The 24,966-nt window shown below is 41.1% G+C and carries 25 protein-coding genes; 16 read left to right on the forward strand and 9 right to left on the reverse strand.

Annotation, left to right across the window (positions count from 1 at the left end):
- Positions 1 to 68 precede the first annotated feature (68 nt).
- From BPOF4_RS01500 to BPOF4_RS01545, 12 genes are all read left to right on the forward strand, one after another.
- Positions 69 to 704, forward strand: a complete 636-nt coding sequence (locus BPOF4_RS01500) for a redox-sensing transcriptional repressor Rex (RefSeq protein WP_012957278.1) — start codon at positions 69 to 71, stop codon at positions 702 to 704.
- Between the two features lie 31 nt (positions 705 to 735).
- Positions 736 to 921, forward strand: a complete 186-nt coding sequence (locus tag BPOF4_RS01505; protein ID WP_012957279.1) for a twin-arginine translocase TatA/TatE family subunit — start codon at positions 736 to 738, stop codon at positions 919 to 921.
- A gap of 17 nt (positions 922 to 938) precedes the next feature.
- Entirely contained in the window at positions 939 to 1,709 is a 771-nt protein-coding gene (gene tatC / locus BPOF4_RS01510) for a twin-arginine translocase subunit TatC (RefSeq protein WP_012957280.1), read from the forward strand.
- Positions 1,710 to 1,853: 144 nt separating this feature from the next.
- On the forward strand, positions 1,854 to 2,021 hold the full coding sequence (locus tag BPOF4_RS21485; protein WP_012957281.1) for a Fur-regulated basic protein FbpA: 168 nt from the start codon (positions 1,854 to 1,856) through the stop codon (positions 2,019 to 2,021).
- A 119-nt stretch (positions 2,022 to 2,140) separates the two neighbouring features.
- Positions 2,141 to 3,550 (forward strand): MDR family MFS transporter, encoded by a 1,410-nt coding sequence (locus tag BPOF4_RS01515; protein ID WP_041822194.1) that lies wholly within the window; start codon positions 2,141 to 2,143, stop codon positions 3,548 to 3,550.
- A gap of 222 nt (positions 3,551 to 3,772) precedes the next feature.
- A complete protein-coding gene (locus BPOF4_RS01520) occupies positions 3,773 to 5,104 on the forward strand; it encodes a cytochrome ubiquinol oxidase subunit I (protein ID WP_012957283.1) in 1,332 nt (443 codons plus the stop codon).
- Between the two features lie 14 nt (positions 5,105 to 5,118).
- Positions 5,119 to 6,132 (forward strand): cytochrome d ubiquinol oxidase subunit II, encoded by a 1,014-nt coding sequence (locus tag BPOF4_RS01525; protein WP_012957284.1) that lies wholly within the window; start codon positions 5,119 to 5,121, stop codon positions 6,130 to 6,132.
- A gap of 11 nt (positions 6,133 to 6,143) precedes the next feature.
- Positions 6,144 to 6,248, forward strand: coding sequence for a cytochrome bd oxidase small subunit CydS family protein (cydS, locus tag BPOF4_RS22925; RefSeq protein ID WP_012957285.1), 105 nt, complete (start codon positions 6,144 to 6,146; stop codon positions 6,246 to 6,248).
- Between the two features lie 211 nt (positions 6,249 to 6,459).
- Positions 6,460 to 6,972 (forward strand): hypothetical protein, encoded by a 513-nt coding sequence (locus BPOF4_RS01530; protein WP_012957286.1) that lies wholly within the window; start codon positions 6,460 to 6,462, stop codon positions 6,970 to 6,972.
- A 97-nt stretch (positions 6,973 to 7,069) separates the two neighbouring features.
- A complete protein-coding gene (locus BPOF4_RS01535; RefSeq protein ID WP_012957287.1) occupies positions 7,070 to 8,176 on the forward strand; it encodes a CdaR family transcriptional regulator in 1,107 nt (368 codons plus the stop codon).
- 128 nt (positions 8,177 to 8,304) lie between these two features.
- Positions 8,305 to 9,573, forward strand: coding sequence for a GntP family permease (locus tag BPOF4_RS01540; RefSeq protein WP_012957288.1), 1,269 nt, complete (start codon positions 8,305 to 8,307; stop codon positions 9,571 to 9,573).
- 71 nt (positions 9,574 to 9,644) lie between these two features.
- Positions 9,645 to 10,784 (forward strand): glycerate kinase, encoded by a 1,140-nt coding sequence (locus tag BPOF4_RS01545; RefSeq protein ID WP_012957289.1) that lies wholly within the window; start codon positions 9,645 to 9,647, stop codon positions 10,782 to 10,784.
- 39 nt (positions 10,785 to 10,823) lie between these two features.
- Here BPOF4_RS01545 and BPOF4_RS01550 read toward each other — a convergent pair whose 3' ends face one another.
- Complete coding sequence (locus BPOF4_RS01550; RefSeq protein WP_012957290.1) at positions 10,824 to 11,042, reverse strand: YdiK family protein; 219 nt, start codon at positions 11,040 to 11,042, stop codon at positions 10,824 to 10,826.
- Complete coding sequence (locus tag BPOF4_RS01555; protein ID WP_012957291.1) at positions 11,039 to 11,761, reverse strand: CPBP family intramembrane glutamic endopeptidase; 723 nt, start codon at positions 11,759 to 11,761, stop codon at positions 11,039 to 11,041. Before BPOF4_RS01555 ends, BPOF4_RS01550 begins: the two co-directional genes overlap by 4 nt.
- A gap of 294 nt (positions 11,762 to 12,055) precedes the next feature.
- On the opposite strand from BPOF4_RS01555, the gene groES reads away from it, so the two are divergent.
- The 3 genes from groES to BPOF4_RS01570 all read left to right on the forward strand — a co-directional run bounded on the left by groES (position 12,056) and on the right by BPOF4_RS01570 (position 16,422).
- Entirely contained in the window at positions 12,056 to 12,340 is a 285-nt protein-coding gene (groES, locus tag BPOF4_RS01560; RefSeq protein ID WP_012957292.1) for a co-chaperone GroES, read from the forward strand.
- Between the two features lie 86 nt (positions 12,341 to 12,426).
- Positions 12,427 to 14,067 (forward strand): chaperonin GroEL, encoded by a 1,641-nt coding sequence (groL, locus tag BPOF4_RS01565; protein WP_012957293.1) that lies wholly within the window; start codon positions 12,427 to 12,429, stop codon positions 14,065 to 14,067.
- A gap of 429 nt (positions 14,068 to 14,496) precedes the next feature.
- Complete coding sequence (locus BPOF4_RS01570) at positions 14,497 to 16,422, forward strand: CoA-disulfide reductase (RefSeq protein ID WP_012957294.1); 1,926 nt, start codon at positions 14,497 to 14,499, stop codon at positions 16,420 to 16,422.
- Between the two features lie 130 nt (positions 16,423 to 16,552).
- Here BPOF4_RS01570 and BPOF4_RS01575 read toward each other — a convergent pair whose 3' ends face one another.
- A complete protein-coding gene (locus tag BPOF4_RS01575; RefSeq protein ID WP_012957295.1) occupies positions 16,553 to 17,392 on the reverse strand; it encodes a LysR family transcriptional regulator in 840 nt (279 codons plus the stop codon).
- Between the two features lie 193 nt (positions 17,393 to 17,585).
- Here BPOF4_RS01575 and BPOF4_RS01580 point away from each other — a divergent pair, with 193 nt between their 5' ends.
- A complete protein-coding gene (locus BPOF4_RS01580; RefSeq protein WP_012957296.1) occupies positions 17,586 to 18,371 on the forward strand; it encodes a sulfite exporter TauE/SafE family protein in 786 nt (261 codons plus the stop codon).
- Positions 18,372 to 18,440: 69 nt separating this feature from the next.
- On the opposite strand, the gene ureC is transcribed toward BPOF4_RS01580, so the two are convergent.
- From ureC to BPOF4_RS01610, 6 genes are all read right to left on the reverse strand, one after another.
- A complete protein-coding gene (gene ureC / locus BPOF4_RS01585; protein ID WP_012957297.1) occupies positions 18,441 to 20,150 on the reverse strand; it encodes an urease subunit alpha in 1,710 nt (569 codons plus the stop codon).
- Positions 20,147 to 20,524, reverse strand: a complete 378-nt coding sequence (gene ureB / locus BPOF4_RS01590) for an urease subunit beta (protein WP_012957298.1) — start codon at positions 20,522 to 20,524, stop codon at positions 20,147 to 20,149. The genes ureC and ureB overlap by 4 nt, the downstream gene beginning before the upstream one ends.
- The gene (ureA, locus tag BPOF4_RS01595) at positions 20,521 to 20,838 is read right to left on the reverse strand and encodes an urease subunit gamma (protein ID WP_012957299.1); all 318 of its coding nucleotides are present in this window, start codon (positions 20,836 to 20,838) and stop codon (positions 20,521 to 20,523) included. Before ureA ends, ureB begins: the two co-directional genes overlap by 4 nt.
- 184 nt (positions 20,839 to 21,022) lie before the next feature.
- Positions 21,023 to 22,342 (reverse strand): CitMHS family transporter, encoded by a 1,320-nt coding sequence (locus tag BPOF4_RS01600; protein ID WP_012957300.1) that lies wholly within the window; start codon positions 22,340 to 22,342, stop codon positions 21,023 to 21,025.
- A gap of 197 nt (positions 22,343 to 22,539) precedes the next feature.
- Entirely contained in the window at positions 22,540 to 23,253 is a 714-nt protein-coding gene (locus tag BPOF4_RS01605; protein ID WP_012957301.1) for a response regulator, read from the reverse strand.
- Positions 23,254 to 23,266: 13 nt separating this feature from the next.
- Positions 23,267 to 24,922, reverse strand: a complete 1,656-nt coding sequence (locus BPOF4_RS01610) for an ATP-binding protein (protein ID WP_012957302.1) — start codon at positions 24,920 to 24,922, stop codon at positions 23,267 to 23,269.
- Positions 24,923 to 24,966: the final 44 nt, after the last annotated feature.

Consider the following 24,966-nt stretch of genomic DNA (forward strand, 5'->3'; position numbering starts at 1 on the left):
AAAAGGGAAAGAACGTACATTATAGATCTTACTTAAGGGACTAGGCTAGGAGAGGAGGGGAATTTACGTTGAAGTCAGATCAAGTAAAAATTCCTCAAGCAACTGCAAAGCGATTGCCCTTATACTATCGCTTTTTAGAAAACCTGCATGCATCAGGAAAACAACGAGTATCTTCGACTGAATTAAGCGAAGCAGTCAAAGTTGACTCTGCAACGATTCGTCGTGATTTTTCTTACTTTGGAGCTCTTGGAAAAAAGGGCTATGGATATAATGTGAACTACTTGCTTTCATTTTTCCGTGAAACGCTCGATCAAAATGAATTAACGAAAGTCATCTTAGTTGGGGTAGGTAACTTAGGGACAGCCTTTTTACACTATAACTTCTCTAAGAACAATAATACCCAGATTGAAATGGCATTTGATGTGGATGAGTCAAAAATCGGCACGGAAGTAGGCGGAGTGAAGATCTATAATCTTGACGATTTTGAGAACATTTTAGATCCTGAGGTAACGGTTGCGATCCTTACCGTACCGTCACAAGCAGCGCAAAAAATTGCGGACCGTCTTGTAGATGCGGGTATTAAAGGGATTTTGAACTTTACTCCGGCTAGATTATCAGTGCCTGATTCCGTTAGAGTTCACCATATTGATTTGTCTGTTGAATTACAAGCACTGGTTTATTTTTTAAAGCATTATCCGTTATAATAGGAGTAGATTGGACAAGGAGGTGCAACCTATGGGTGGATTAGGTGCAGGAAGTATTGTCATTATTGGACTTGTCGCTTTATTGATTTTTGGACCAAAGAAGCTGCCGGAACTAGGAAAAGCAGCAGGAAATACATTGCGTGAATTTAAAAACGCCACTAAAGGCTTGGCTGATGAAGAGGACGATAAAAAGAAAAATAACAAAGATCAGGCTTAAGCAGGAAGGGTTTATAAATGGAATCACGTGATATGTCGGTAATGGACCATATTGGAGAGCTGCGACGCCGTATTATGATTGTCGTCGTATTCTTTCTAATTGCGCTCATTGCCGGCTTCTTTTTAGCCACACCGTTAATTACGTACTTACAAAGCGCACCGACAGCGCAAGAGCTGCCAATGAATGCATTTAAAATGACGGATCCGATCCGTGTATTCATGACCTTTGCTTTTGCGAGCGCATTAATTATGATTTTTCCTATTATTTTATATCAGCTCTGGGCTTTTATTAGCCCGGGACTTCATGAGAATGAACAGAAAGCAACACTAGCGTATATTCCGATTGCCTTTATTTTATTTTTAACAGGTATCAGTTTTGCTTACTTTATTTTATTCCCGTTCATTATTCAATTCATGGGGAATTTAGCCGAACGATTAAACATTACTGAGCAGTATGGAATTAACGAATACTTCACGTTCTTATTCCAAATCACATTGCCATTTGGACTGTTGTTTCAGCTGCCGGTTGTTGTGATGTTCTTTACAAGGCTAGGACTTGTTACGCCAGCTTATTTATCGAGTATCAGAAAATATGCATATTTTGTGTTGCTGGTTATTGCTGGCTTTATTACCCCGCCTGAATTGTTAAGCCATTTGATGGTGACTGTACCGCTGTTACTCTTATATGAATTTAGTATATGGGTATCAAGATTGACGTACAGAAAAGTATTAAAGGCTGAACGTTTAATGGAAGAAGAAGCGAAGCAAAAAGAAATGAACCAAGATTAATAGAGATGATAAGACAGTTAAGCAGAGCCTGCTTAGCTGTCTTTTTTTTGCCTTTGCGGTAATTTTACATATCTAAACATAGGGAGAATTTGTTTAATCAAACGTTTAATTGGGAACTAAACAAAAGGAGAAAGGAGGATTACCATGAGAAGGGCAGAAAGTGAAACAGAACAACGAAAAGATAACCTAATTGAAAAAATTATCGCTTTTGGTGTGTACAAGGTGCAGGGCCGTCAACTCTTTGAATTAACATTACAAGAAATTGAACGCGTCTATCAATCTTTAAAACAACGCCAAAATCAACATATATAAATGAGACAGAAAAAGCTCAACTGATTACGCTTGTTCAAAGTAGGATCTGTTGAGCTTTTTTGATTGAATCATGCTATGATAAAAGTAAATCTTTCGATAAGCGAAATGGTGTGTGATTTATGGGGAGAATTTCTAGCAAGTGGATGGTTGTCATTGCGGTTTTGCTAGGGTCATTTACGATGATCTTAAATAATAGTATGTTAAATCCAGCTGTACCTAAATTAATGGAAGTATTTGAATCAGATGCGGTAAGTACGGGGTGGGTCATTACCATTTTTATGGTTACAATGGGGATGACGGTCCCTGTAACGGGGTATCTAGGTGATCGCTTTGGTAAGAAGAAACTCTACCTAATCGGGCTGCTGATTTTTGTAATGGGTTCTATTCTTGGCTCATTTTCTTGGAATCTGTCATCGTTGATCTTCTTTCGCGGCTTACAAGGAATCGGGGGCGGAATTATGATGCCTCTATCGATGGCGCTTATTTTTGAAGCCTTTCCGAGAAATGAGCGTGGAATGGCGACAGGTGTATGGGGAATCGCAGCGATGATGGCGCCGACGATCGGGCCAACCGTTGGGGGAGTTCTGCTTGAGACAAGCGGTTGGCAGTATTTATTTTGGTGTAATGTGCCGATCGGGCTCTTAGGATTATGGTTTGCCCTGAAATACTTACCAGTCACATCGCCCAACAAAGAGGTTCGTTTTGATCTCTATGGATTCATTACGGTAACTGCTGGGGTTGGAGCAATACTCCTTGCGCTCGGCAGAATGTCAGAGCTTGCTCATTTATTAATGCCTTTGAATATCATTTTAGTCGTAACCGGTATAATGCTGCTGATTTTATTTGTTCAAATTGAAACTCGAGTACAGCAGCCTTTGCTTGATTTATCTCTATTTAAAATACCTGCCTATACCTTTAGTGTGATCATTGCAGGGACCACATCAATCGGTTTATTCGCGGGGATCTTTTTGATTCCGCTTCTGATCCAGCAGGTTTACGGGTTAAGTGCTATTATGACAGGCTTAATTTTCTTACCTTCAGCTTTATTGACTGGCCTTTTTATGACGGTGGGGGGCAGAGTATTAGATCAAAAGGGCGCTCGCGGTGTTGTAACGACTGGACTTATTGTCATGACAATAGGCACGTTCGCCCTAGGGTTTTTGAGTCTTGAAACTTCTTTATTGTTTATCTTCATTATGATGGCTGTCAGAGGAATTGGCTCAGGACTCAGTACGATGCCTGCTACGACAATTGGAATGAATGCTATACCAGATCGTCTTATCTCAAGAGGGTCTGCGATGAATAATGTGATGCGTCAAATGAGCTCGGCATTAGGGATTGTGTTTATTTCGATATATTATGAGGTGAGACGCGGACAGTTAATGGGAGCGACAGTCTCACTTGAGGAAGCAAGCTTGCAAGCGATCAATGAAGGGTTTATTGTTGTTGGGCTCATTACAGCGATTACCATTCCGGCTGCTTATTACCTTGAAAAGAATGCAAAACAAGAGCTTGAAAAAGCTTCCTAATAAGTCCACATAAAGGAGAAAAAGGCTAACAAATGTTGGTCTTTTTTTCAGCCATTGTAATTTGTGATTTATTTCACATAGTTGTCATAAAAATATAGGTTTCGAGGTTAATGATTATGGTAATGTGTACATACAAATAGCTCTAGAAATAGATAACAGACTATGTGAAGAATTGAGCATAGTGCCGTGATAAATGGTTTGAAAAAAGTGGGAGGGAAAAGGATGTTTGAATACGATCCGGTCATATATAGTCGTATATTAACGGGATTAACGTTAGGCTACCACGTGATCTTTGCGACGATTGGTGTGGGTATACCTTTATTGATTGCTCTTGCTGAGTGGATAGGAATTAAAAGAAATGATGAGCATTACCGCTTGCTTGCAAGAAGATGGGCGAGAGGATTTGTTATTACCGTTGCAATTGGTGTTGTAACGGGGACGGCTATAGGCTTGCAGCTCAGCCTGTTATGGCCGAACTTTATGCAGGTAGCAGGGCATGCGATTAGTCTGCCGATGTTTATGGAAACTTTTGCGTTCTTCTTTGAGGCAATTTTTCTAGGAATCTATTTATATACGTGGGATCGATTTAAAAATAAGATGTATCATTTCTACTTACTGATCCCAGTTGTCATAGGGGCTTCTATGTCTGGCTTCTTTATTACGACAGTGAATGCTTTTATGAATGCACCAACAGGTGTTGAAATTCAAAATGGTGTGGTTACAAATATTAATCCATTGGCCGCAATGTTTAACCCAGCAACACCAACGAAAGTAGCCCATGTGCTTTCATCGGCTTATTTAACATCAGCTTTTGTGTTAGCAGCGATTGCCGCATTTGCACTGCTTAAAGGAAAAGATCATGTGTACCACAAAAAAGCGCTGCACCTTACGATGACTGTAGCAGCTGTGTTTGCTGTTGCCACGGCTTTAATTGGTGACTTTTCTGGTAAATATCTTGCAGAGTATCAACCGGAAAAATTAGCAGCGGCTGAGTGGCATTTTGAAACATCTACAGAAGCACCCCTTATTTTAGGTGGGGTCTTAGATGAAGATCAAAATATTCGTTATGCGCTCGAGATTCCGTATGCATTAAGTATTTTAGCCCATGGTTCTCCGGGTGCTGAAGTAATCGGGCTTGAGGAATTTCCTCAAGATGAACTACCGCCGCTTATTGTCCATTATTTCTTTGATGCAATGGTAGGGATCGGTATGTTCTTAGCGCTTGTCTCAGTGGCTTACGTCTTCATACAGCGGACGAAAAGATGGAACGAACACAATCGTTTATTGTTGTGGGCCATTTTTATTGGCGGGCCGCTCTCCATTATAGCTATTGAGATGGGTTGGTTTTTTGCAGAACTTGGACGTCAGCCATGGATTTTAGTTGGCTATATGACAACAGCAGAAGGAGCTACGACTTCTGCACATGTTGATTTAATGCTGTATCTGTTTATAGGTTTATACCTCATATTAACGATTACTTGTATTACTGTGCTGCGTAAATTGTTTAGTTCAAATCCAGTAGAACGTGAACTTAAAGATCGTGGAATGGAATAGAGAGGAGTGCGACCATGGATTATGAATTAATAGGAATTACCGTTCTGTGGACCTTTCTCTACGGCTATCTAATCGTGGCGTCGATTGATTTCGGCGCCGGGTTCTTTAGCTACTACTCTAGTATCACAGGGCGAGAACATATTATTAATAAAGTCATTGCTCGTTATCTTTCCCCTGTATGGGAAGTAACAAATGTCTTTCTAGTATTCTTTTTTATCGGGATTGTGGGGTTCTTTCCTTCAACCGCCTATTATTACGGAACAGCATTGCTTATCCCAGGTAGTATAGCAATCATTTTGCTGGCTATCCGCGGGTCATATTACGCTTTTCACAATTACGGGGAAAAAGGAAGTCTCTTCTATCAATTTTTGTACGGAGCTACAGGCCTGTTAATCCCTGCATCACTTTCTGTCGTATTAACGATTTCAGAAGGTGGATTTATCATCTTAGAGGGTGATCAAGTACTCTTGGATTATCCAGCTTTATTTTCTAGTTTCTATTCATGGACTGTCGTTATTTTAGCTATAGTAAGTGTGCTTTATATTTCAGCATGTTTCTTAACTTTTTATGCCTATAAAGCTCGTGATATCGATGCGTTTAAAGTGCTGAGAGGGTATGCTTTATTTTGGAGTTTCCCAACCATACTAGCGAGTATTCTAGTGTTCTTTGCTCTAAACCAACATAATCCGGTGCACTTTGAAAAAATGGTGGACCTTGCGTGGATGTTCAGTTTATCCTTCTTATTCTTTTTAGGTGCTGTTTACCTCATTTGGAAGGGTAAAAGATTAGGGTTGTCCTTTATCTTCGTTATGCTGCAGTTTGCAACTGCATTCTATGGATACGGGGCTTCTCACTTGCCATATCTGCTTTATCCGCATTTAACGATCTATGACGGCTTTACAAACGAAGCAATGGCGATTGCTTTAATTATTGCGTTCATTGCTGGATTGTTCTTGTTGATTCCTTCATTATATTTATTGATGAGACTCTTCTTATTTGACAATAAGTATGTACAAGGCAGAAAGTAAGGAGGATAAGGATGGATTTTTTCTTAATTATGATTGCGCCGATTCTAATCGTCATTCTCTGTATAGCAGGTTTGTTTTGGTGGGGCGCAAAAGGACAGGAATCTTATAAAAAATAGCCATTTGCCGCCGGTAAGCTGTAATGCCTATCGGCGGTATTTTTGTTTAGAGAATCAGGATAATAGTACTATGATTAGGGTAAACTATGTAGAAACTTGTAGGTTATCCTGCTTATTTTATGGAAAAAGGTTTAATCTTTTGTTGAAAGGGTACAGATAATCAGTTATTTTTACAAGATATTATGAAGTTTCTTTAATGGAGGTATGAAGGATGAAGGGATATATAAGCTTACTAGTGGGGCTGTGCATCCTTGTGCTGTCTGCTTGCAGTCAGCCAACTCAAAGCGTTACGAATCAGATGAATTCACTCCAGCTTGAACATATACCAAGCGTAGATGTTACTGAGAGGATGAAAGTGTATTTATGGGAAGAAGAAGAGCAGGTTATGCCGTTGATCTCCCATGATGAAACGCCAGAGCTTACAGAGAAGCATGAGCAATTACTACATTTGATTATGAAAGAAGAAGAGCCGGCTAGTTATGAAAACGATTTTATAATGGAGAATCAATCGTTTGAAATGGACGCTAAGCTGTGGCAGGAAATTGAACTGATTGTGATGGACGATCATATTTTTTCTGACTCACCAATCTTTCAATTGAATGAAGCCTCTTATAAGCGGACGGTTGCAATTAACTCTTTACGCTCGCGAACGAATTCACTAAAGAACCTTATTCAGCAGGATCAATCAACGAACCTTAAAGAAGTTGATATTTATGGGTTATAATAAAGATATAGCTTCCTCCTAGAATCTCTAGGAGGTTTTTTGTATAGGTAAGAGAAAGATGGTAAGAGAAAGATGGTAAAAGATAGAGGTGAAGAATTTGCTGACGAGAACGCTGGCTCAAGAAATTGTGAATCGTACAATAGATATTATTGGATACAACGTAAATGTCATGGATAAAGACGGCATTATTATTGGAAGCGGGGATCAAAGCCGCTTATTTGAACTGCATGCCGGGGCGGTGGAGGCCATAGCCCAAGAGGTAGAAGTGGAGGTAGGGGAAGAGGACCTGACTCGTTTAAAGGGAACAAAAACAGGAATTAATCTGCCCATTACCTTTAATGAAGAAATTGTCGGTGTGATCGGGATAACCGGTCCATTAGATGAAATTAGAGGTTACGGAAAGCTTGTGAAAATGGCAGCCGAGCTTTCTTTAAGTCAAGCCTTCTTAACAGCCGAGCTCCAGTGGGATACACGCCATAAAGAAGAGCTTGTAAGACAGCTTATTCGTGCGGAGATAGAGGATTGGAATTTGTTTAAAACCAGAGCTGATTCACTCGGGTTGTCTATTTCGCTGCCTTGTGAAGTGATTTGTATCGATACACCACAAACTGCTACACGATATAACGAAGAACGGCAAAAGTATGCTTTAGAAGAACATTTTAAAGAATATTCATCCCTTACTCAAATTCAAAAAGACCGCTATGTATTGTTTCTTCCTACCAAGAAGGCGATCTCTAAAGATAAACTTTTACATATTGCGTCAAGGTTCAAGCTTGATGTAGGCTATGGAACAATTGCTTATACGCTGGATGATATTGCACCATCTTATCAAAAGGCATCGTACTCTATTAATGCAGGTCGGTTTAAAAAAGCGGGTCAGCGAATTCATTATTATGAGGAATTAATGCTCGATGTCTCATTGTACAAGCTTTCTAGAAGTACGGACATGAAGGAGTTAAAGGGAATCCTAATGCCTCTTAAGCCGGGGGATCAGGCAAATCAACTTTTAGACACGTTAGAAGCTTACATTGAACATAATGGGGAAGTAAAACAAGTGGCCAAGGCTCTGTTTGTTCATAGAAATACAGTTCAATACCGGCTTCAAAAAATTGCAGACATAACAAAGAAGGATCCACGGGTGTTGGAACAGCTTCTGGAGTTATATGTCAGCTTGAAATTAAACCAATTTGATGAACTGAAGTGAAATAGAATGATTGTGCATATGACCTAATATTGACCTCATAATAGAATTGATTTTAGCGTCATGCACAATGATCACTAAACAGTAAACGCTTACAATAGAGAAAAGTCATTCTCTGGGGGTTTATGAGTATGGATGTACAAGTAACAGCTATTGGAGCATTACTCGGTTTAATCATAGCCATTGTCATGATTTTAAGAAAAATACCTCCTGTCTACGCGTTAATGGCGGGGGCTTTAACTGGCGGAATCGTCGGCGGTGCCTCGATTGTCGATACAGTAGATTTGATGATTGGAGGAGCTGGCGGTATTATTCCAGCTGTTCTCAGGATCTTAGCAGCCGGTGTGTTAGCAGGAGTGTTAATTGAGTCAGGAGCAGCTGCAACGATTGCAGAAGGTATTGTAAAACGAGTAGGCCAGGCTCGTGCTTTATTAGCTCTTGCGGTGGCCACGATGATTCTAACTGCAGTAGGTGTCTTTGTAGATGTGGCCGTTATTACCGTAGCACCGATCGCTTTAGCCATTGCAAGTCAGGCAGGGCTATCGAAAACAGCCATTTTACTTGCGATGATCGGTGGAGGTAAAGCAGGAAATATTATGAGTCCTAACCCAAACACGATTGCGGTTTCAGAGGCATTTAATGTACCGCTCACTTCAGTTATGGCAGCAGGTATTATTCCGGCAGCTTTTGGTGTAACAGCGACGTACTTTATAGCGAAACGACTATCTAACAAGGGGACAGCAGTAAAATTAGAAGAAGTAGAATCAACCAATGCACAAGGAGCGCCGTCTTTTGCAGCTGCCATTGTCGCACCGCTGGTAGCTATTATTCTATTAATGCTTAGACCGCTGTTTGATATTGTCGTAGATCCGATGATCGCACTTCCTTTAGGTGGATTAGCTGGTGCACTTGTGATGGGTAAGTTTAAAATGATGAATCAATACGCGATTTCAGGATTGAATAAAATGTCAGGTGTTGCGATTTTATTAATTGGTACAGGTGCAATTGCTGGGATTATCTCTAATTCTGGACTCCGAGATGTACTGATTAATGGATTAGATGGACTTGGTCTGCCGGCTTACGCATTGGCCCCGGCATCAGGGATCTTTATGTCTGCAGCGACTGCATCAACTACTGCAGGTTCAGCTGTGGCTAGCAGTGTATTTGGTGCGACTCTGCTCGAGCTTGGTGTGGCAGGGCTTGCAGGAGCTGCGATGGTCCATGCAGGAGCGACAGTACTTGATCACTTGCCGCACGGAAGCTTCTTCCATGCGACGGCAGGAAGTGTCGGTATGCAAATTAATGAACGCTTAAAGCTTATTCCTTACGAGTCTCTTGTCGGATTAATTATGGCTATTGTCTCAACATTAATCTTCGGAGTCTTTCGATGGTTTTTATAAGCGCCGGTTCTTATAAGCGCCAGTTCTTATAAGCACAATGACAACTCAGAATGAAAAGGAGGAAACATTTGATGAGAAAAATAGTGATTGCACCAGATTCATTTAAAGAAAGCTTTTCAGCTCTTCAAGCGGCGATTGCAATAGAGAACGGGTTTAAGCAAGTGTTTCCTGAAGCTGAATATATGAAAATTCCTATGGCTGACGGGGGAGAAGGTACGGTTCAATCGTTGGTTGATGCGCTAGAAGGAACTGTGAAGTCTGTAAACGTTACAGGGCCGCTAGGGGAGCCTGTTGAGGCGAAATATGGATTATCTGGAGACGGGCAAACCGCAGTTATTGAAATGGCTGAAGCATCGGGCTTGTCTTTAGTTCCAACAGAGCTGCGTAATCCGCTTATAACAACAACGTACGGAACAGGACAATTAATTGAAGATGCCTTAAATGAGGGTGTAAACCATATCATAATTGGTATTGGCGGGAGCGCAACAAATGACGGAGGAGCTGGTATGGCTCAAGCACTTGGAGTAAAGCTGCTTGATTCTAAGGGGGAAGGCCTTCCATACGGAGGGGCTGCCCTAGTGCAGCTGGCTTCTATTCAGACAGATGAGATTCATCCAAGGCTTAGTGAGGTGACCATTGAGGTTGCTTGTGATGTTGATAACCCACTTTTAGGTGAAACAGGCGCGTCAGCGATTTACGGTCCGCAAAAAGGGGCTACTGATGAGATGGTCGAACAGCTCGATGCAGCACTTGCTCACTATGCATCTGTTATTAATAGAGATTTAGGTAAAGATGTAGTGGAGATTGCAGGTGCTGGTGCCGCAGGAGGCTTAGGTGCAGGCTTGCTTGCCTTTCTAAATGTTCGTCTCGAGTCTGGAGTGACTTTAGTTCTTGAGGCAACTGATTTCAACACAAAAGCAGAGGGAGCTGACCTCGTTATCACAGGTGAAGGACGGCTTGATCATCAGACGGTATTTGGAAAAACACCAATCGGGGTCGCTAGGGCTGCAAAATTACAAGGAGCTTCCGTCATTGCTATTGCCGGTGGATTAGCTCCAGGTCATGAGGCTATCTATAGAGAAGGCATTGATGCTGCATTCTCCCTCGTGCCAGGTATTATGACGTTAAATGAGGCAATTGAGGATGGATTAACTTATTTAGAGCGTACCGCTAACAACATTGCTAAAACGATTAAGATGGCCTCAAAATAAAAAACAGCACCGTGTCATAATACACGGTGCTGTTTGTCGTTATTTTTTATGCTTATTTTGCTGCTTCTCAATTTGCTTGATCACGCGCCTGATCCGAAAGAAGCGGTAAGCAATCATAAAGTCAAATGCAGCAAAACCAATAATGAGGTATGCCCAGAAATCCCAGCCGGTTTGATTAACCTTTTGGATCGCAATAAATACGACTAATACCCCAAGAAAAAAATACATAAAAGCCATAGTTGTTGGAGATATCCTCATAATAATCCCCCGATGATCAATGATGTTTGTTGGACTTCTTCTAAACGTTCAACCCATTCTTCTAGTCTGTCTGCAAGCAGTACATTTACAACTGCTACAAAAAGGTTAAGAGCGACATGAGCGATAATTGGTACAAGGATCCGCCCAGTTTTTACATATAGGAAGGCAAAAACAAAGCCCATAGCCGTATAAATGAGTAGATGTGTAAAGTCAAAATGGATAGCTGCAAAGATCAATGAACTGACAAAGCCTGCAATCCAAAAGTTGAATCGTTTATAGAGTGCTCCGAAAATGATTAAACGAAACACAATTTCTTCTAATATCGGTCCGATAATCGCAATAACAAAAATAAATGCTGGAAATGCTTTAGCCATTTCTACTATGGCCTCCGTATTTTCTGATCCGGGCTCAATTCCAAATGCATACATTTCAATTAAGGCAGCTGCATATTGAGCGCCAAACACCATAAAGACACCGATGATGGCCCATCTAACTGCCTCACCCCGAGAGGAGCGGCCGCGCATTTGATGTCTTTCACGCATATCTGGGACGAGAAGGAATAAAATAATCATTAGCCCGACTGTGAAACTGAAAATACTCCATATCCCCGGTATGCGGTCAACGGCGATATCAAACTGAAGCAACAGCAGGGTTCCTGGGATCGCTGAGAGCTGCATCAGTACATATGTAATAAGAATCCACCAATAACGAATGTTCAATTTGCTAACTCCTTTATTAAGAAATAGTCAATTTTCTTTAATTCATTTATTTTACCATAGGTTATTTAGAAAGGCAGGAGGAAAGCCTCGTTTAAGAGCGAATAGTTAGTAGTGCTATTTATTGTATGCGGCTATTGCGCTATCTAACAGGCCTGGTTAAGAAAAATCAAAAAAAGTATAGTAAAGGGCTTGCAAAACGAGAGTGTAATGATTATTATAATAATTGTGTTAGCACTCATGATGAGTGAGTGCTAATAAAGAATATTACATAGGTCTTGAAGGAGGGTGTTTTCCTTGTTAAAGCCATTAGGTGATCGTATTATTATCGAGTTAGTCGAATCTGAGGAAAAAACAGCGAGTGGGATTGTATTACCTGACTCTGCAAAAGAAAAGCCGCAAGAAGGTAAGGTTGTAGCTGTTGGAACAGGTCGTGTAACTGATAACGGAGAGCGCATCGCACTTGACGTTAAAGAAGGCGATTCTATCATTTTCTCTAAATATGCGGGAACAGAAGTGAAGTACGGCGGAGTTGAATACTTAATCCTTCGTGAAAGTGACGTACTAGCTATTATCGGTTAATCCATTTAAGTAATTAATCCACTGAAGTTAACCATTAAACAAAAGCGAATTTGACTATATACACTATTTTCTAGGAGGTCGAAATCATGGCTAAGGATATTAAATTTAGCGAAGAAGCACGTCGTTCGATGCTGCGCGGTGTAGATGCACTTGCAAATGCAGTAAAAGTAACGCTTGGACCAAAAGGTCGTAATGTTGTTTTAGAAAAGAAGTTTGGTTCTCCGTTAATCACAAACGATGGTGTAACGATTGCAAAGGAAATCGAACTTGAAGATGCATTCGAGAACATGGGTGCTAAACTTGTTGCTGAAGTAGCAAGCAAAACAAACGACATCGCTGGTGACGGTACAACAACTGCAACAGTACTTGCACAAGCTATGATTCGTGAAGGACTTAAAAACGTAACATCTGGTGCAAACCCGATGGTTATCCGTAAAGGAATCGAAAAAGCAACAGCTGCTGCTGTGACAGAGCTTAAAAACATCGCTAAACCAATCGAAGGTAAAGAGTCTATTGCACAAGTTGCTGCAATCTCTTCTGCTGATGAGGAAGTTGGCCAAATCATTGCTGAGGCAATGGAGCGCGTTGGCAACGACGGCGTTATCACAATCGAAGAATCTAAAGGTTTCTCTACTGAGCTAGAGGTGGTAGAAGGTATGCAATTCGACCGCGGATATGCTTCACCTTACATGGTAACTGATTCTGACAAAATGGAAGCAGTTCTAGATAACCCTTACGTTCTAATTACAGACAAGAAGATCTCGAACATTCAAGAGGTACTTCCTGTTCTTGAGCAAGTTGTACAACAAGGCAAGCCGATCCTTATTATCGCTGAAGATGTTGAAGGTGAAGCTCTTGCTACACTAGTTGTGAACAAACTTCGCGGAACATTTAATGCAGTAGCTGTTAAAGCTCCTGGATTCGGTGACCGTCGTAAAGCTATGCTTGAAGACATCGCTACATTAACAGGCGGAGAAGTGATCACAGAAGATCTAGGGCTTGACCTCAAGTCTGCTAACATCACTCAACTTGGCCGTGCTGGTAAAGTAGTTGTAACAAAAGAAAACACAACAATCGTTGAAGGTGCAGGCGAAGCAGATCAAATCGCAGCTCGCGTAAACCAAATCAAAGGTCAATTAGAAGAAACAACTTCTGATTTCGACAAAGAAAAGCTTCAAGAGCGTCTTGCTAAATTAGCTGGCGGTGTAGCTGTTCTTAAAGTTGGTGCTGCAACAGAAACTGAAATGAAAGAGCGCAAACTTCGCATTGAAGATGCTCTTAACTCAACTCGTGCAGCAGTTGAAGAAGGTATCGTAGCTGGTGGTGGTACAGCACTTATCAATGTAATTAAAGCAGTTGAAGCTGTATCTGCTGATGGAGACGAAGCAACTGGTGTGAACATCGTACTTCGTGCTCTAGAAGAGCCAGTTCGTCAAATTGCACACAATGCAGGTCTTGAAGGTTCTGTTATTGTTGAGCGTCTTAAGTCACAAGAAGTTGGCTTTGGATTCAACGCAGCTACTGGCGAGTGGGTAAACATGGTTGAAACAGGTATCGTTGACCCAACAAAAGTAACGCGTTCAGCTCTACAACACGCTGCATCAGTATCAGCTATGTTCTTAACAACAGAAGCTGTAATCGCTGATAAGCCTGAGGAAAACGAAGGCGGCGGCATGCCTGACATGGGCGGCATGGGCGGCATGGGTGGAATGGGCGGCATGATGTAATAAGAAAAGCTGAAGCGACTGCTCAGAAACGCAGGAATCTGGAGCATCTGACAAGTGGCGTTCTTTGCCACGTAGGAGGGTGTGAAGAGTCCGGAGTTTCTAGGAGTGAAGGCTAGACATCTGCCCCCTCAAACCCTTGATAGATAAGGTTTTGACATAAAGTGAAAAGAAGCTTCTCATAAGTTAAACAAACTTATGGGGAGCTTTTTTTGTTTTTAAGTCTACTGGTTTGAGAGCATATAAGCCTCACAAGCGATTTTATCTCCAAGGGAAAGATTGTGAATTAAATGTGAAATAATTCACAAATCCCTCCACATTATTAGCACATCAGGTATAATAAAATCGTAAGATACCTTATAGGGTATATGTTGTATTCATATCAAAGTTATTAAATGGAAATTTAAATTTCTATATTTTGGAGGGGATTAAATGAGTACTAAAGTAATCATTGTAGGTGGAGTAGCGGGCGGTGCAACAGCGGCAGCGAGATTAAGAAGGATTAGTGAAGACGTGGAAATTATTCTTGTTGAACGTGGTGAACATATTTCATTTGCTAATTGCGGACTGCCTTACTATATTGGCGAAACCATTAAAGAACGAAGCAAATTACTCGTTCAGACCGTTGAAGGCATGTCGAAACGTTTTAATCTTGATATTAGAAATTTAAGTGAAGTACTTAGCATTGATCCACAAAATAATAAAGTGGTAATCAAGAACCTAAGAAACGAGGAAGAGTACGAAGAAACGTATGACAAGTTATTATTATCCCCTGGTGCAAGGCCGATTGTTCCGCCAATTCCAGGATTAAATGAAAATAAGACTGCTTTCACTTTAAGAAACATACCTGATACTGATAAAATCAAAACCTATGTGGATTCCAACAAACCTAAGAAAACCGTTGTAATTGGCGGAGGATTTATTGGAATTGAAATGGCGGAAAATCTGGTTGATCGCGGAATTGAAGTGACGCTTGTTGAGATGGCTAAGCAAATCATGGCCCCAATCGATGTTGAGATGGCAAGCATCTTACACACTCATTTAAAAGAGAAAGGTGTACATTTAGTACTTGAAAACGGAGTGCAGGCTTTTACAGAACAGGGCAAAAAAGTGCTCCTTTCTGATGGAACTGAAATAGAAACAGATATGACGATTCTTTCAATCGGCGTCAGACCAGAAAATGAATTGGCTAAATCAGCAGGACTAGAGCTTGGAGAACGCGGGGGCATCATTGTAAATGAATACCTGCAAACTTCCAAAGAGGACATCTATGCCGTGGGGGATGCAATTGAAGTTGTTGATTATATCAATGGCAAAAAAGCAATGATTCCTCTTGCGGGCCCTGCCAACCGTCAAGGTCGGATTGCGGCCAATAATATGTTGGGAAAAAAGGAAAAGTATCAAGGGACGATGGGTACTTCTATAGCCAAGGTATTTGACTTGACTGTTGCAGCAACCGGAAACAACGAAAAGACATTAAAGCATCTCGGCATTACTTATGAAGTGGTTCATATTCATCCAAGCTCTCATGCTGGTTACTATCCGGGTGCTGCACCCATGGCCTTAAAACTTATTTTTGATAAAGATACCGGGAAAATATTTGGAGCCCAAGCCGTAGGCGCAGATGGTGTGGACAAGAGAATAGACGTTATCGCAACAGCCATCAAAGGTGAACTAACAGTAGAGGATCTAACAAATCTAGAGTTATCCTATGCACCGCCATTTTCATCAGCAAAAGATCCTGTCAATATGGCCGGTTATGTGGCTTCTAATATTAGGGACGGTGAATTGGAGCATATTCAGTGGCATGAAGTGGATCAAATCGTTTCAGATGGTCGATTATTAATTGATGTTCGTGAGCCAATGGAACGTGAATTCGGATTTATTAAGGGCTCTACAAATATCCCATTAAATGATCTACGAGACCGATTATCAGAGCTGCCAAAGGATCAGACGATCTATGTCAGCTGTCAGGTTGGTTTAAGAGGATACCTAGCTAGCCAGATTCTTAAAAACAAGGGATACAAAGTGAAAAATGTTGATGGCGGCTGGAAAACCTACTCTTCTGTGTTAAGAGAAAACCTTGCTATAGATGATAAAACTACTACCAATAACTTTAAAGAGAATGAAATAAAGGTTGATAAGGTTGTAGATGTCACAGGGTTAACATGTCCAATGCCAATCATTGAACTTAAAAAAGGCATTGAATCATTGGAACACGGTCAAGTGTTAGAGCTTCATGTAACAGACAAAGGAGCTTTAAACGACCTGCCCGCATGGAGTGAAAAAGCTGGTCATACCCTTTTAAAAACGGTTCAAGAAGAGAAGATCATTAAATTTTGGATTAAGAAGAAATAAATGCTTTTTAAGAATTGATATCAATATTATTTAAGCATGCTCATGATAAGAGAGCATGCTTTTTTATCATTTAAAAGAGAGCAGTGCAGACTTTTAACGTTCTTTTCTTCTGGAATCTCCATCTCAGGGTCTACGTAATGCTCTGCAGGAGGTCACAAAGCTCCTTTAAAATCGGGGTGTGCATATGTTCTTCTTCGTAGACCGCATAAAATGGCCGGTAGATCACATGCGGATCGAGTGGTACGAGCTTTCCTTCTGATACTTCTTCTTTCACCATTGAATGAGAGAGAAAGGCAATGCCGAGTCCTCTAATAGCCAGTTGCTTAATTAAATAATGACTGCTTGCTTCAATAATTTCGCTAGGTTCAACTCTCTCAGATAAAAGAAATTGATCGGCATATTCTCTCGTTCCAGAACCTTTTTCCCGCAATAGGAGAGGAGAGGTGGCAAGCGGCATCCGTTGCTTGGCATAGAATCTAAGTTCATCCCGGCTGACTACTTCGACATGAAAAGGTCCGAGTCCGCTTGTTCCTTCTACCAAGGCAAGGTCAAGTTTTTGTTGCTCGAGCCCTTCAACGATTTGTTCGTGATTGTGAATCATCAGCTGCAGACGAATTTGGGGATAGAGCACTCTGATTTTCTTCACGAAGTCAGGCAGGATGACATCACTCACTGTATTTGTTGCTCCAATTCTCAGCGAAATCTCTTCTTTCTTTTCTTTCACCTGTTCAATCGATCTGCTAATCTCAAGCATCTTTTTTCCTTGTTCAAAAACTTCCTGGCCAGCATTTGTCAGTGTGAATGATCGATTGGTGAGGGACCGTTCAATCAGTTTTACACCTAGGTAATCTTCTAATTTCTTAATGTGAATACTGATTGTTGGCTGAGAAAGATTCAAGTATTCACTCGTCTTTGTGAAATGTTGAAAATGAACGAGAGTTACGTAACTTCGAATCCAATCAAGCTGCATGTTAACCACTCCATTATGAATCGTAATGATCTGTATTGTTATTATTTATTTCTATTATAAATTAATTCGAGTTACAATCAAAGAAGAACGGAAGCATGCAGCTGCAGGTAACAGGTTATAGATTCTTTTATACGGTATAGGGTAATTGGTTTGACGCATCATAGAGAAAAATTTTAGATAAGAAGGTGTAAGTATGGAAGTGAATTTCTTTTTCATTGTGGTAATCTTTTTAATTGGTTTTGCAGGTTCATTTATTTCTGGAATGGTAGGTATAGGCGGATCAATTATTAAATATCCGATGCTGCTCTATATTCCGTCTATCGTTGGACTATCAGCTTTTACCGCTCATGAGGTGTCAGGGATTAGTGCGGTACAAGTGCTTTTCGCTACAATCGGGGGCGTGTGGGTATATAGAAAAGGAGGATATTTAAACAAAACATTAATTTTGTATATGGGAGTAAGTGTGTTGATTGGAAGTTTCATTGGAGGATATGGATCACGTTTTATGCCGGGTTCAGGCGTGAATCTCGTATACGGAATTCTAGCAATTATTGCAGCTGGAATGATGTTTTTACCGAAGAAGAATATTGATGATATTCCTTTAGAAGAAGTGACGTTTAATAAGTGGTTAGCTGCTATGTTAGCTTTTCTAGTAGGAATAGGAGCCGGAATCGTAGGTGCTGCAGGAGCATTTATTTTAGTGCCGATTATGCTTATTGTCTTAAAGATTCCGACGCGAATGACGATCGCCTCATCCTTAGCTATTACTTTTATTTCATCAATAGGAGCAGCGACAGGGAAAGTTCTTACAGGGCAAGTTTTATTTTGGCCTGCTGTGATCATGATCATTGCTAGTTTAATAGCCTCTCCGTTAGGGGCAAAAGTGGGAAAGAAAATGAATACAAAAATCTTGCAATGGATGTTAGCGATCTTGATTTTCGCTACGGCCATAAAAATCTGGGTGGATATTCTTTTTTAAAAGAATGGAAAGATCAAAAAGCGAAGGATCTCACTCTTTAAAAGAGGAGATGCTTCGTTTAGCTTATGATTAAAACAAAAAGTATCTTTGCCCGAGCGGAACCGAGCTTACCGGTTCACACGAAATTTCTTCGCCATCTGCAAAGACTTGATACGTTTTCGGGTTGATTTCAATTTGTGGCAGGGCATTATTTAGTTTCATATCCAGCTTACTTAGGTTTCTTATGTTGCGAACAGGAGAAATCATTTTTGTTAACCCTAATTTTTCAGGGACCCCAAGATCAATGCTTGCTTGCGACATAAAAGTGATCGATGTAGAACGGTTAGCTCGTCCGTATGAGGCGTACATTCTGCGCATATACACTGGTTCCGGTGTTGGGATGGATGCATTTGGATCACCCATCTGAGCGCGCGCGATCATTCCTCCTTTTAACACAAGCTCTGGTTTTACACCAAAGAATACAGGATCCCATAAAACAAGGTCAGCTAATTTACCGCTCTCGATTGAACCGACGTCATGGCTTATTCCATGAGTGATGGCTGGATTAATTGTGTATTTAGCAATATAGCGCTTTACACGTTCATTGTCATGGTCATGTTCGCTAACAAGCGGACCGCGCTGTTTCTTCATTTTATCAGCGGTCTGCCACGTGCGGATAATGACTTCACCTACACGCCCCATAGCTTGCGAGTCAGAGGACATCATGCTGATCGCACCAATATCATGTAAGACATCTTCAGCGGCAATCGTTGCTGCACGAATACGGGAACGGCTGAATGCCACATCTTCTGGAACATTTGAATCTAGGTGATGGCAGACCATCATCATATCTAAATGCTCTTCCATCGTATTCGTTGTATAAGGCATCGTTGGTGTAGTAGAGGAAGGCAAAATATTCGAGTGAGAAGCGAGCCTCATAATATCTGGAGCATGTCCTCCGCCTGCACCTTCAATATGATATGTATGAATCACTCGATCGCCGATTGCTTCTAGGGTGTTTTCTAGAAATCCAGCTTCATTTAGCGTATCGGTGTGAATCGCTACTTGAATATCAGCATCTTCTACGACTTCCATACATGTTTCAATCGCTTTAGGCGTAGAGCCCCAGTCCTCATGAAGTTTAAGGCCGACAGCACCAGCTTCAATTTGCTCGATTAAAGGAGCAGGGTGAGAGGCATTTCCTTTCCCTAGGAAGCCTACATTTACAGGGAATTCTTCTGCGGCTTCCAGCATCCTTTCCATATACCATGGACCAGAAGTACAAGTTGTTGCTTTACTTCCCGTTGCCGGTCCTGTTCCGCCGCCAATTAAGGTGGTGATCCCAGAGGAGAGGGCCACTTCCATTTGCTGCGGACAAATAAAGTGAATGTGGGTATCAACCCCGCCAGCGGTTAAGATTTTTCCTTCACCTGAAATGACTTCTGTTCCTGCTCCGATAACGAGGTTAGGGTCAACATTATCCATAATATCCGGGTTGCCGCTTTTTCCTACACCGACTACTCGTCCATTTTTCACTCCCACATCAGCTTTAATGATACCTGTGTAATCAACGACGATGACGTTCGTAATGACTAAATCAAGGGCGCCATCTTTAGCTGTTAATCTGCCGTTTTGACCCATCCCATCTCGAATAGATTTTCCCCCGCCGAAAATCATTTCTTCGCCGTATACGGTACAATCTTTTTCGATCTCAATCCATAAATCGGTGTCTGCTAAACGTACTTGATCTCCAGTTGTCGGTCCGAAAAGCTCTGCGTATCGTTGTTTAGAAATCTTCATGATAAAATCTCCTTTGTCATCCAGCCAGATTCTGTGAGTTTCTTAAGTGTTTTCTCTTTTCCTCCTTCATCTAGGGAGCCTTCTGTCATCCCATTTAAGCCATACACTGTTTTATAACCGGCTATGGAGACGAGCGTTACGCTTTGTTCTTCTTCCGGTTCAATTCGAATGGCGGTGCCAGAAGGAATATCGAGCCGCATGCCAATTGCTTTTTCTCGGTCAAAAGAAAGGGCGCTGTTCGCCTCTGCGAAATGAAAGTGCGATCCTATTTGAATAGAACGCGTTCCTGTGTTTTTAACAGTTAACTCCAATGTATCTCTTCCTGCATTGATCTCTATTGAACCTTCGGCTATCTTAAATGCTCCTGGTTTCATGATTTCACCCCCGCTTGTATTGGGTGATGAATCGTTACAAGTTTCACACCGTCCGGAAATGTCGCTTCAACTTGGATACTATCCAGCATTTCAGGAACACCTTCCATTAGATCATCCGCTGTAAGGACATGGCGGCCAAGCTCCATAATTTCTTCAACACTTTTGCCTTCACGCGCTTTCTCAATTGCGTAGCATGTTAAATAGGCGGTAGCCTCGGGATAATTTAATAATATTCCACGTTCTTTTCGATCTTTGCTCAATTGACCAGCAACGACGATTAATAGTTTCTCTTTCTCTACTGCTGTTAATTTCATGATCTAACCCTCCCAAAACAAATTAAAAAGAATATTTAGATTAATAAAACTTTAACGCGAAGAGGAACATGAAACAACAATAATGTCACATAATCTAACATGAAAAAATTGTCATTTGCGGATGGAGCCTTATGAAAATGAAAAAAGCTTCTCATACCAAGATGGCTGAGAAGCTTTAAACTCGTTATACAATTCCAATGACTACAGCAATAATTAGTAACACGACGCTGAAGCCCCAAATCCAGAAGAAGGAATAGCGAATATGTTTACCCATCTCAAGCCCTGCTAAGCCGAGTGCAAGCCACAGCGCAGGAGAGAACGGGCTGATAAATGTTCCGATGATATTACCAATCACCATTGCGTAAGCAGCTGAGGTTGATTCAACACCGTATGAAGTTACGATTTGTTCAACGACAGGCAAGAGGGCAAAGTAATAGGCATCCGTGTTTAAGATCAGTTCAAATGGTGCACCGAAAAAGCCGATGATCAGGTGCAGATAAGGAATGATGAAAGCTGGCAGTAAGGTAACAAGATCTGTAGCTAAGGCATCAAGCATTCCTGACCCGCCTAAAATTCCAAGGAAAGAACCTGCTGCAAGAATAATAGCAGCCATCAATAAGGCATTTGGTGCATGGGCTTTAATTCGATCCATTTGATCATCTACTTTAGGATAATTAAGCGGCAGTGCAATACTTAGTGCGATCATAAAGATAAATCCTGCCGGTAGAATTCCCCATACTAACATCGCAATTAAACCGAGCGTTAAGAGGAGGTTTACCCATAATAGTTTAGGTCTTGCGAGAGTTGTATCTTTTGTGGGAGCTACATCATCATCTGTAACATCCAATGCTGCCGCTGCTTCAAGCTGATCAGATGATACTGCGAGTTTTTCAATACGGCGTTTTTCTCTTAGTCCTAAGAAAAAGGCTAATCCCATTAGTAGAATAAGAGCAATAATTTGAAGCGGAATAAGGGGTCTCCATAGTTCGGTGGGATCCATTCCAAGGACAGAGCCGACACGTCCAATTGGACCAGCCCACGGTACCATATTCATAATACTAGCACTAGTACCTACTAGTAATAGCAAAAGATACGGATTCATTTTTAACCGTTTATATAATGGAAGGAGTGCTGGGATCGTAATTAAAAAAGTAGAAGCTCCGGAACCATCTAAATGCGCAATCGCTCCAATGATAACCGTACCAACAGCCACAGCAACGATATTCCCTTTAGAGACCTTAATGACTTTATTAATAATTGGATCAAAAAGGCCTGCATCTTGCATAATTCCAAAATAAAGAATGGCAAAGATAAACATAATCACTACGCTGATAACTTTAGCTATCCCCTCATCAAAGAACAATCCAATCTCTGCAATTGAGAAACCTGCTAAAAGAGCCCCAAGAATCGGTATCGTAATAAGGCTGATAATAGGTGACATTTTGCCGCTAAGAAGAAACAGGACAATAGCTAAAATGGTAACAAAACCGATGATACTAAGCATAATACTCTCCCCTTTGTTTTTAATAGTAAAGAGGGGATTTTGTAAGCGTATACAAATACACTCAAAAATAAAATCCCTCTATTTTTCTAATTGTCTGATATTACAGAACTTTATCACGAAAAATAGAGAGGATGAAGTTTATGAACATTAATGAAATATTGTTCATTTCGAGGGTTTTGTTCATTTTGTTCACAGGGTTACTTGTTAGAAATGTAGAGTCGCTCCGGTCTTCCGACATCGCCATAACTTAATTCAGCCCGTGCTTCACTTATAGATACAAGATATTCTAAATATCTCCTTGCAGTGGAGCGGCTTATCCCTACGGCTTCTCCTAAGCTACTTGCCGTTATGCCCGTATCACTATGTAAGCTTAGAATGTTTTTAACCTTATCAAGTGTGATGCTGTCAATTCCTTTAGGAAGCTGCTCTTGCTCTACTAAGGCAGCGGACTGGGAAGGGCTTTGCGCCCTGGTTAAGAGATCGATTTCTTCTTGATTAAGCTTTTCTTTAGAAGAAAGGGATCCTCTTTGATCTTTGAATGTATCTAACGTGCGTTTAAAACGGTTAAAATCAACCGGCTTTACAATATAATCGAAAATCCCGCCGCGAAGCGCTTCTTCAATCGTATAGACTTCTTTTGCAGCTGTTATCATGACGATATCCACTTGATGCAAGTTCTCACGAATCTTCCAGAAAAGGTCAAGCCCGTTCACATCAGGAATATATACATCTAATAAGATGAGATCAGGAGTTGTTTCGTTAAGATTAAATAGAAAGCTTTCAGTTTCAGCGCCTGTCTTGCATAGGCCAATCACATTGAAACCATCCACTTTTTCAACAAATCCTTTTGTTATTTCAGCGACACGAAAGTCATCTTCCACGATGAGTACGTTATACATTGGATTTTGCAAGGGAAGAACCTCCTTAGAAACGTTTTGTTTTAGGGATCGTTATGACAAAGCAAGCACCGCCAAGATCGCCTTCTTCTATATAAATTTGTCCATTCACTTCAGCGAGCACTTCTTTTACAAGAGCAAGGCCAAATCCGCGATGCTCTCCTTTTTTTGTGGAGAAGCCCCTAGTAAAGATGCTGTTCGCTAAATCCATTGGAATTCCTGGTCCGGAGTCCTCCATTTCAAACACAAGGTCTTCACCGACATCGGTAAAAAAGATACTGACTTGCTGCAGCTTGGGATTTGTTTTAGCCGCATCTATCGCATTTTCAAGAAGGTTTCCTAAAGCTGTGACAAGGGCTTCCTGCTGTGGTTCCTTTAATGGATGCATCAATTGGCTGCCTTCTTCAATCACCATATTAACCCGTTGTTCCATCGCTTGATTGAGCTTTCCAAGAAGAATTGCCCCAACCATCGGATCGGTGACCTTCTCTAATACAGAATGGATCCAGTCTTGTTGAATATTATTTTCCTTTTGAATAAATGCAATGGCTTCGTCTTTTCTTTCTAATTGCAGCAGCCCTAATATCGTGAATAGTTTATTAGAAAATTCATGCGTCTCGGCACGAAGCGCATCAGCATATTGTTTGGCTTGTGTGAGTTCCTTGGTGAGCTGGTCAATTTCTGTTTTATTACGGAAGGTGGAAACCGCACCGATTAGTGTTTTCTCATAAAAAATAGGAACACGGTTAACTAACACGGTATGAGCTCCTACATACATCTGCTGATCATACTGACTTTCCCCGGAATGAAGAACGTGAGGAAGGGCAGACATGGGTAATACTTCTTGAATGGGCCTGCCAACCGGACTCTCTAGTGGTGATAGTGGAGCAGAGTGTCGATCTGTTAGAAGTTTTAAAGCGGCATGATTAGCCAGGGTAACTTTTCCTTCTTGATTGACTGCGATAATCCCCTCGTGCGTAGATTGCAGGATCGTCTCTTTTTGAAGTAATAAATGCGAGATTTCCTCCGGCTCTAACCCGAATAACAGCTTTTTTATGTAGTGAGCAATCAGAACAGCTCCAATAATACCGAGAGTGATCATAAAGAGAAGGACATACCAAAGCTCTTTACTGTATGTAAGAACCATGCTTTGCACATCATTTACTAAATACCCTACTGAAACAACTCCGACAATTTCTTCTTCGGAATACACAGGAACTTTTCCTCTGATGGAATACCCTAGGGAACCGGTGGCTTTTGATATATAGGACTCTCCGTGTAAGAGGGCAGGCGCGTTGTCCTCACCAACCATCTTCAACCCAATTTTCTCTTCATCAGGATGAGCATAACGTATTTCATTGGTATTTCCGACAACAATAAATTCAGCGCCTGTCTCTTCTTGAATTGGTTTAACGATCGGCTGGATGACAGCTGCAGGATCATCAAGGGCAAATGCCTCTTGGATTTCAGGAATGAGCGAAATGCTTGTTGCTACGCTTAACGCTCGCTCACCTAATTGTGTTTCAATCGTATCAGAAAAGAAATAATGAAGAAACACACCCATAATGATAAAAGTAAGCGAAATTAATGCTCCTATTAACAGGATCATTTTTAATTTTAAATTCATTTTCACCTTAGGGGTAAGCAGGTGCTTCTCTTTGAAGTGGTGAGGAAAAGAATCCACAGGGAGCTCTCCTTTCATTCTCTTGTGTATATAAATCTATAGTC

Source organism: Alkalihalophilus pseudofirmus OF4 (assembly GCF_000005825.2).
GTDB classification, from domain to species: domain Bacteria; phylum Bacillota; class Bacilli; order Bacillales; family Bacillaceae_D; genus Alkalihalophilus; species Alkalihalophilus pseudofirmus.

Excerpts from the sequence above, each read along its gene's own strand:
- BPOF4_RS01580 (WP_012957296.1), top strand. The coding sequence starts at position 17,586 with ATGGAAGTGAATTTCTTTTTCATTGTGGTAATCTTTTTAATTGGTTTT.
- BPOF4_RS01530 (WP_012957286.1), top strand. The coding sequence starts at position 6,460 with ATGAAGGGATATATAAGCTTACTAGTGGGGCTGTGCATCCTTGTGCTG.
- ureB (WP_012957298.1), bottom strand. The coding sequence starts at position 20,524 with ATGAAACCAGGAGCATTTAAGATAGCCGAAGGTTCAATAGAGATCAAT.
- tatC (WP_012957280.1), top strand. The coding sequence starts at position 939 with ATGGAATCACGTGATATGTCGGTAATGGACCATATTGGAGAGCTGCGA.
- BPOF4_RS01570 (WP_012957294.1), top strand. The coding sequence starts at position 14,497 with ATGAGTACTAAAGTAATCATTGTAGGTGGAGTAGCGGGCGGTGCAACA.
- BPOF4_RS01505 (WP_012957279.1), top strand. The coding sequence starts at position 736 with ATGGGTGGATTAGGTGCAGGAAGTATTGTCATTATTGGACTTGTCGCT.
- BPOF4_RS01540 (WP_012957288.1), top strand. The coding sequence starts at position 8,305 with ATGGATGTACAAGTAACAGCTATTGGAGCATTACTCGGTTTAATCATA.
- BPOF4_RS01515 (WP_041822194.1), top strand. The coding sequence starts at position 2,141 with ATGGGGAGAATTTCTAGCAAGTGGATGGTTGTCATTGCGGTTTTGCTA.
- ureA (WP_012957299.1), bottom strand. The coding sequence starts at position 20,838 with ATGAAATTAACAGCAGTAGAGAAAGAGAAACTATTAATCGTCGTTGCT.
- BPOF4_RS01520 (WP_012957283.1), top strand. The coding sequence starts at position 3,773 with ATGTTTGAATACGATCCGGTCATATATAGTCGTATATTAACGGGATTA.
- BPOF4_RS01600 (WP_012957300.1), bottom strand. The coding sequence starts at position 22,342 with ATGCTTAGTATCATCGGTTTTGTTACCATTTTAGCTATTGTCCTGTTT.
- BPOF4_RS01550 (WP_012957290.1), bottom strand. The coding sequence starts at position 11,042 with ATGAGGATATCTCCAACAACTATGGCTTTTATGTATTTTTTTCTTGGG.
- cydS (WP_012957285.1), top strand. The coding sequence starts at position 6,144 with ATGGATTTTTTCTTAATTATGATTGCGCCGATTCTAATCGTCATTCTC.
- BPOF4_RS01525 (WP_012957284.1), top strand. The coding sequence starts at position 5,119 with ATGGATTATGAATTAATAGGAATTACCGTTCTGTGGACCTTTCTCTAC.
- groL (WP_012957293.1), top strand. The coding sequence starts at position 12,427 with ATGGCTAAGGATATTAAATTTAGCGAAGAAGCACGTCGTTCGATGCTG.
- ureC (WP_012957297.1), bottom strand. The coding sequence starts at position 20,150 with ATGAAGATTTCTAAACAACGATACGCAGAGCTTTTCGGACCGACAACT.
- BPOF4_RS21485 (WP_012957281.1), top strand. The coding sequence starts at position 1,854 with ATGAGAAGGGCAGAAAGTGAAACAGAACAACGAAAAGATAACCTAATT.
- BPOF4_RS01545 (WP_012957289.1), top strand. The coding sequence starts at position 9,645 with ATGAGAAAAATAGTGATTGCACCAGATTCATTTAAAGAAAGCTTTTCA.
- BPOF4_RS01575 (WP_012957295.1), bottom strand. The coding sequence starts at position 17,392 with ATGCAGCTTGATTGGATTCGAAGTTACGTAACTCTCGTTCATTTTCAA.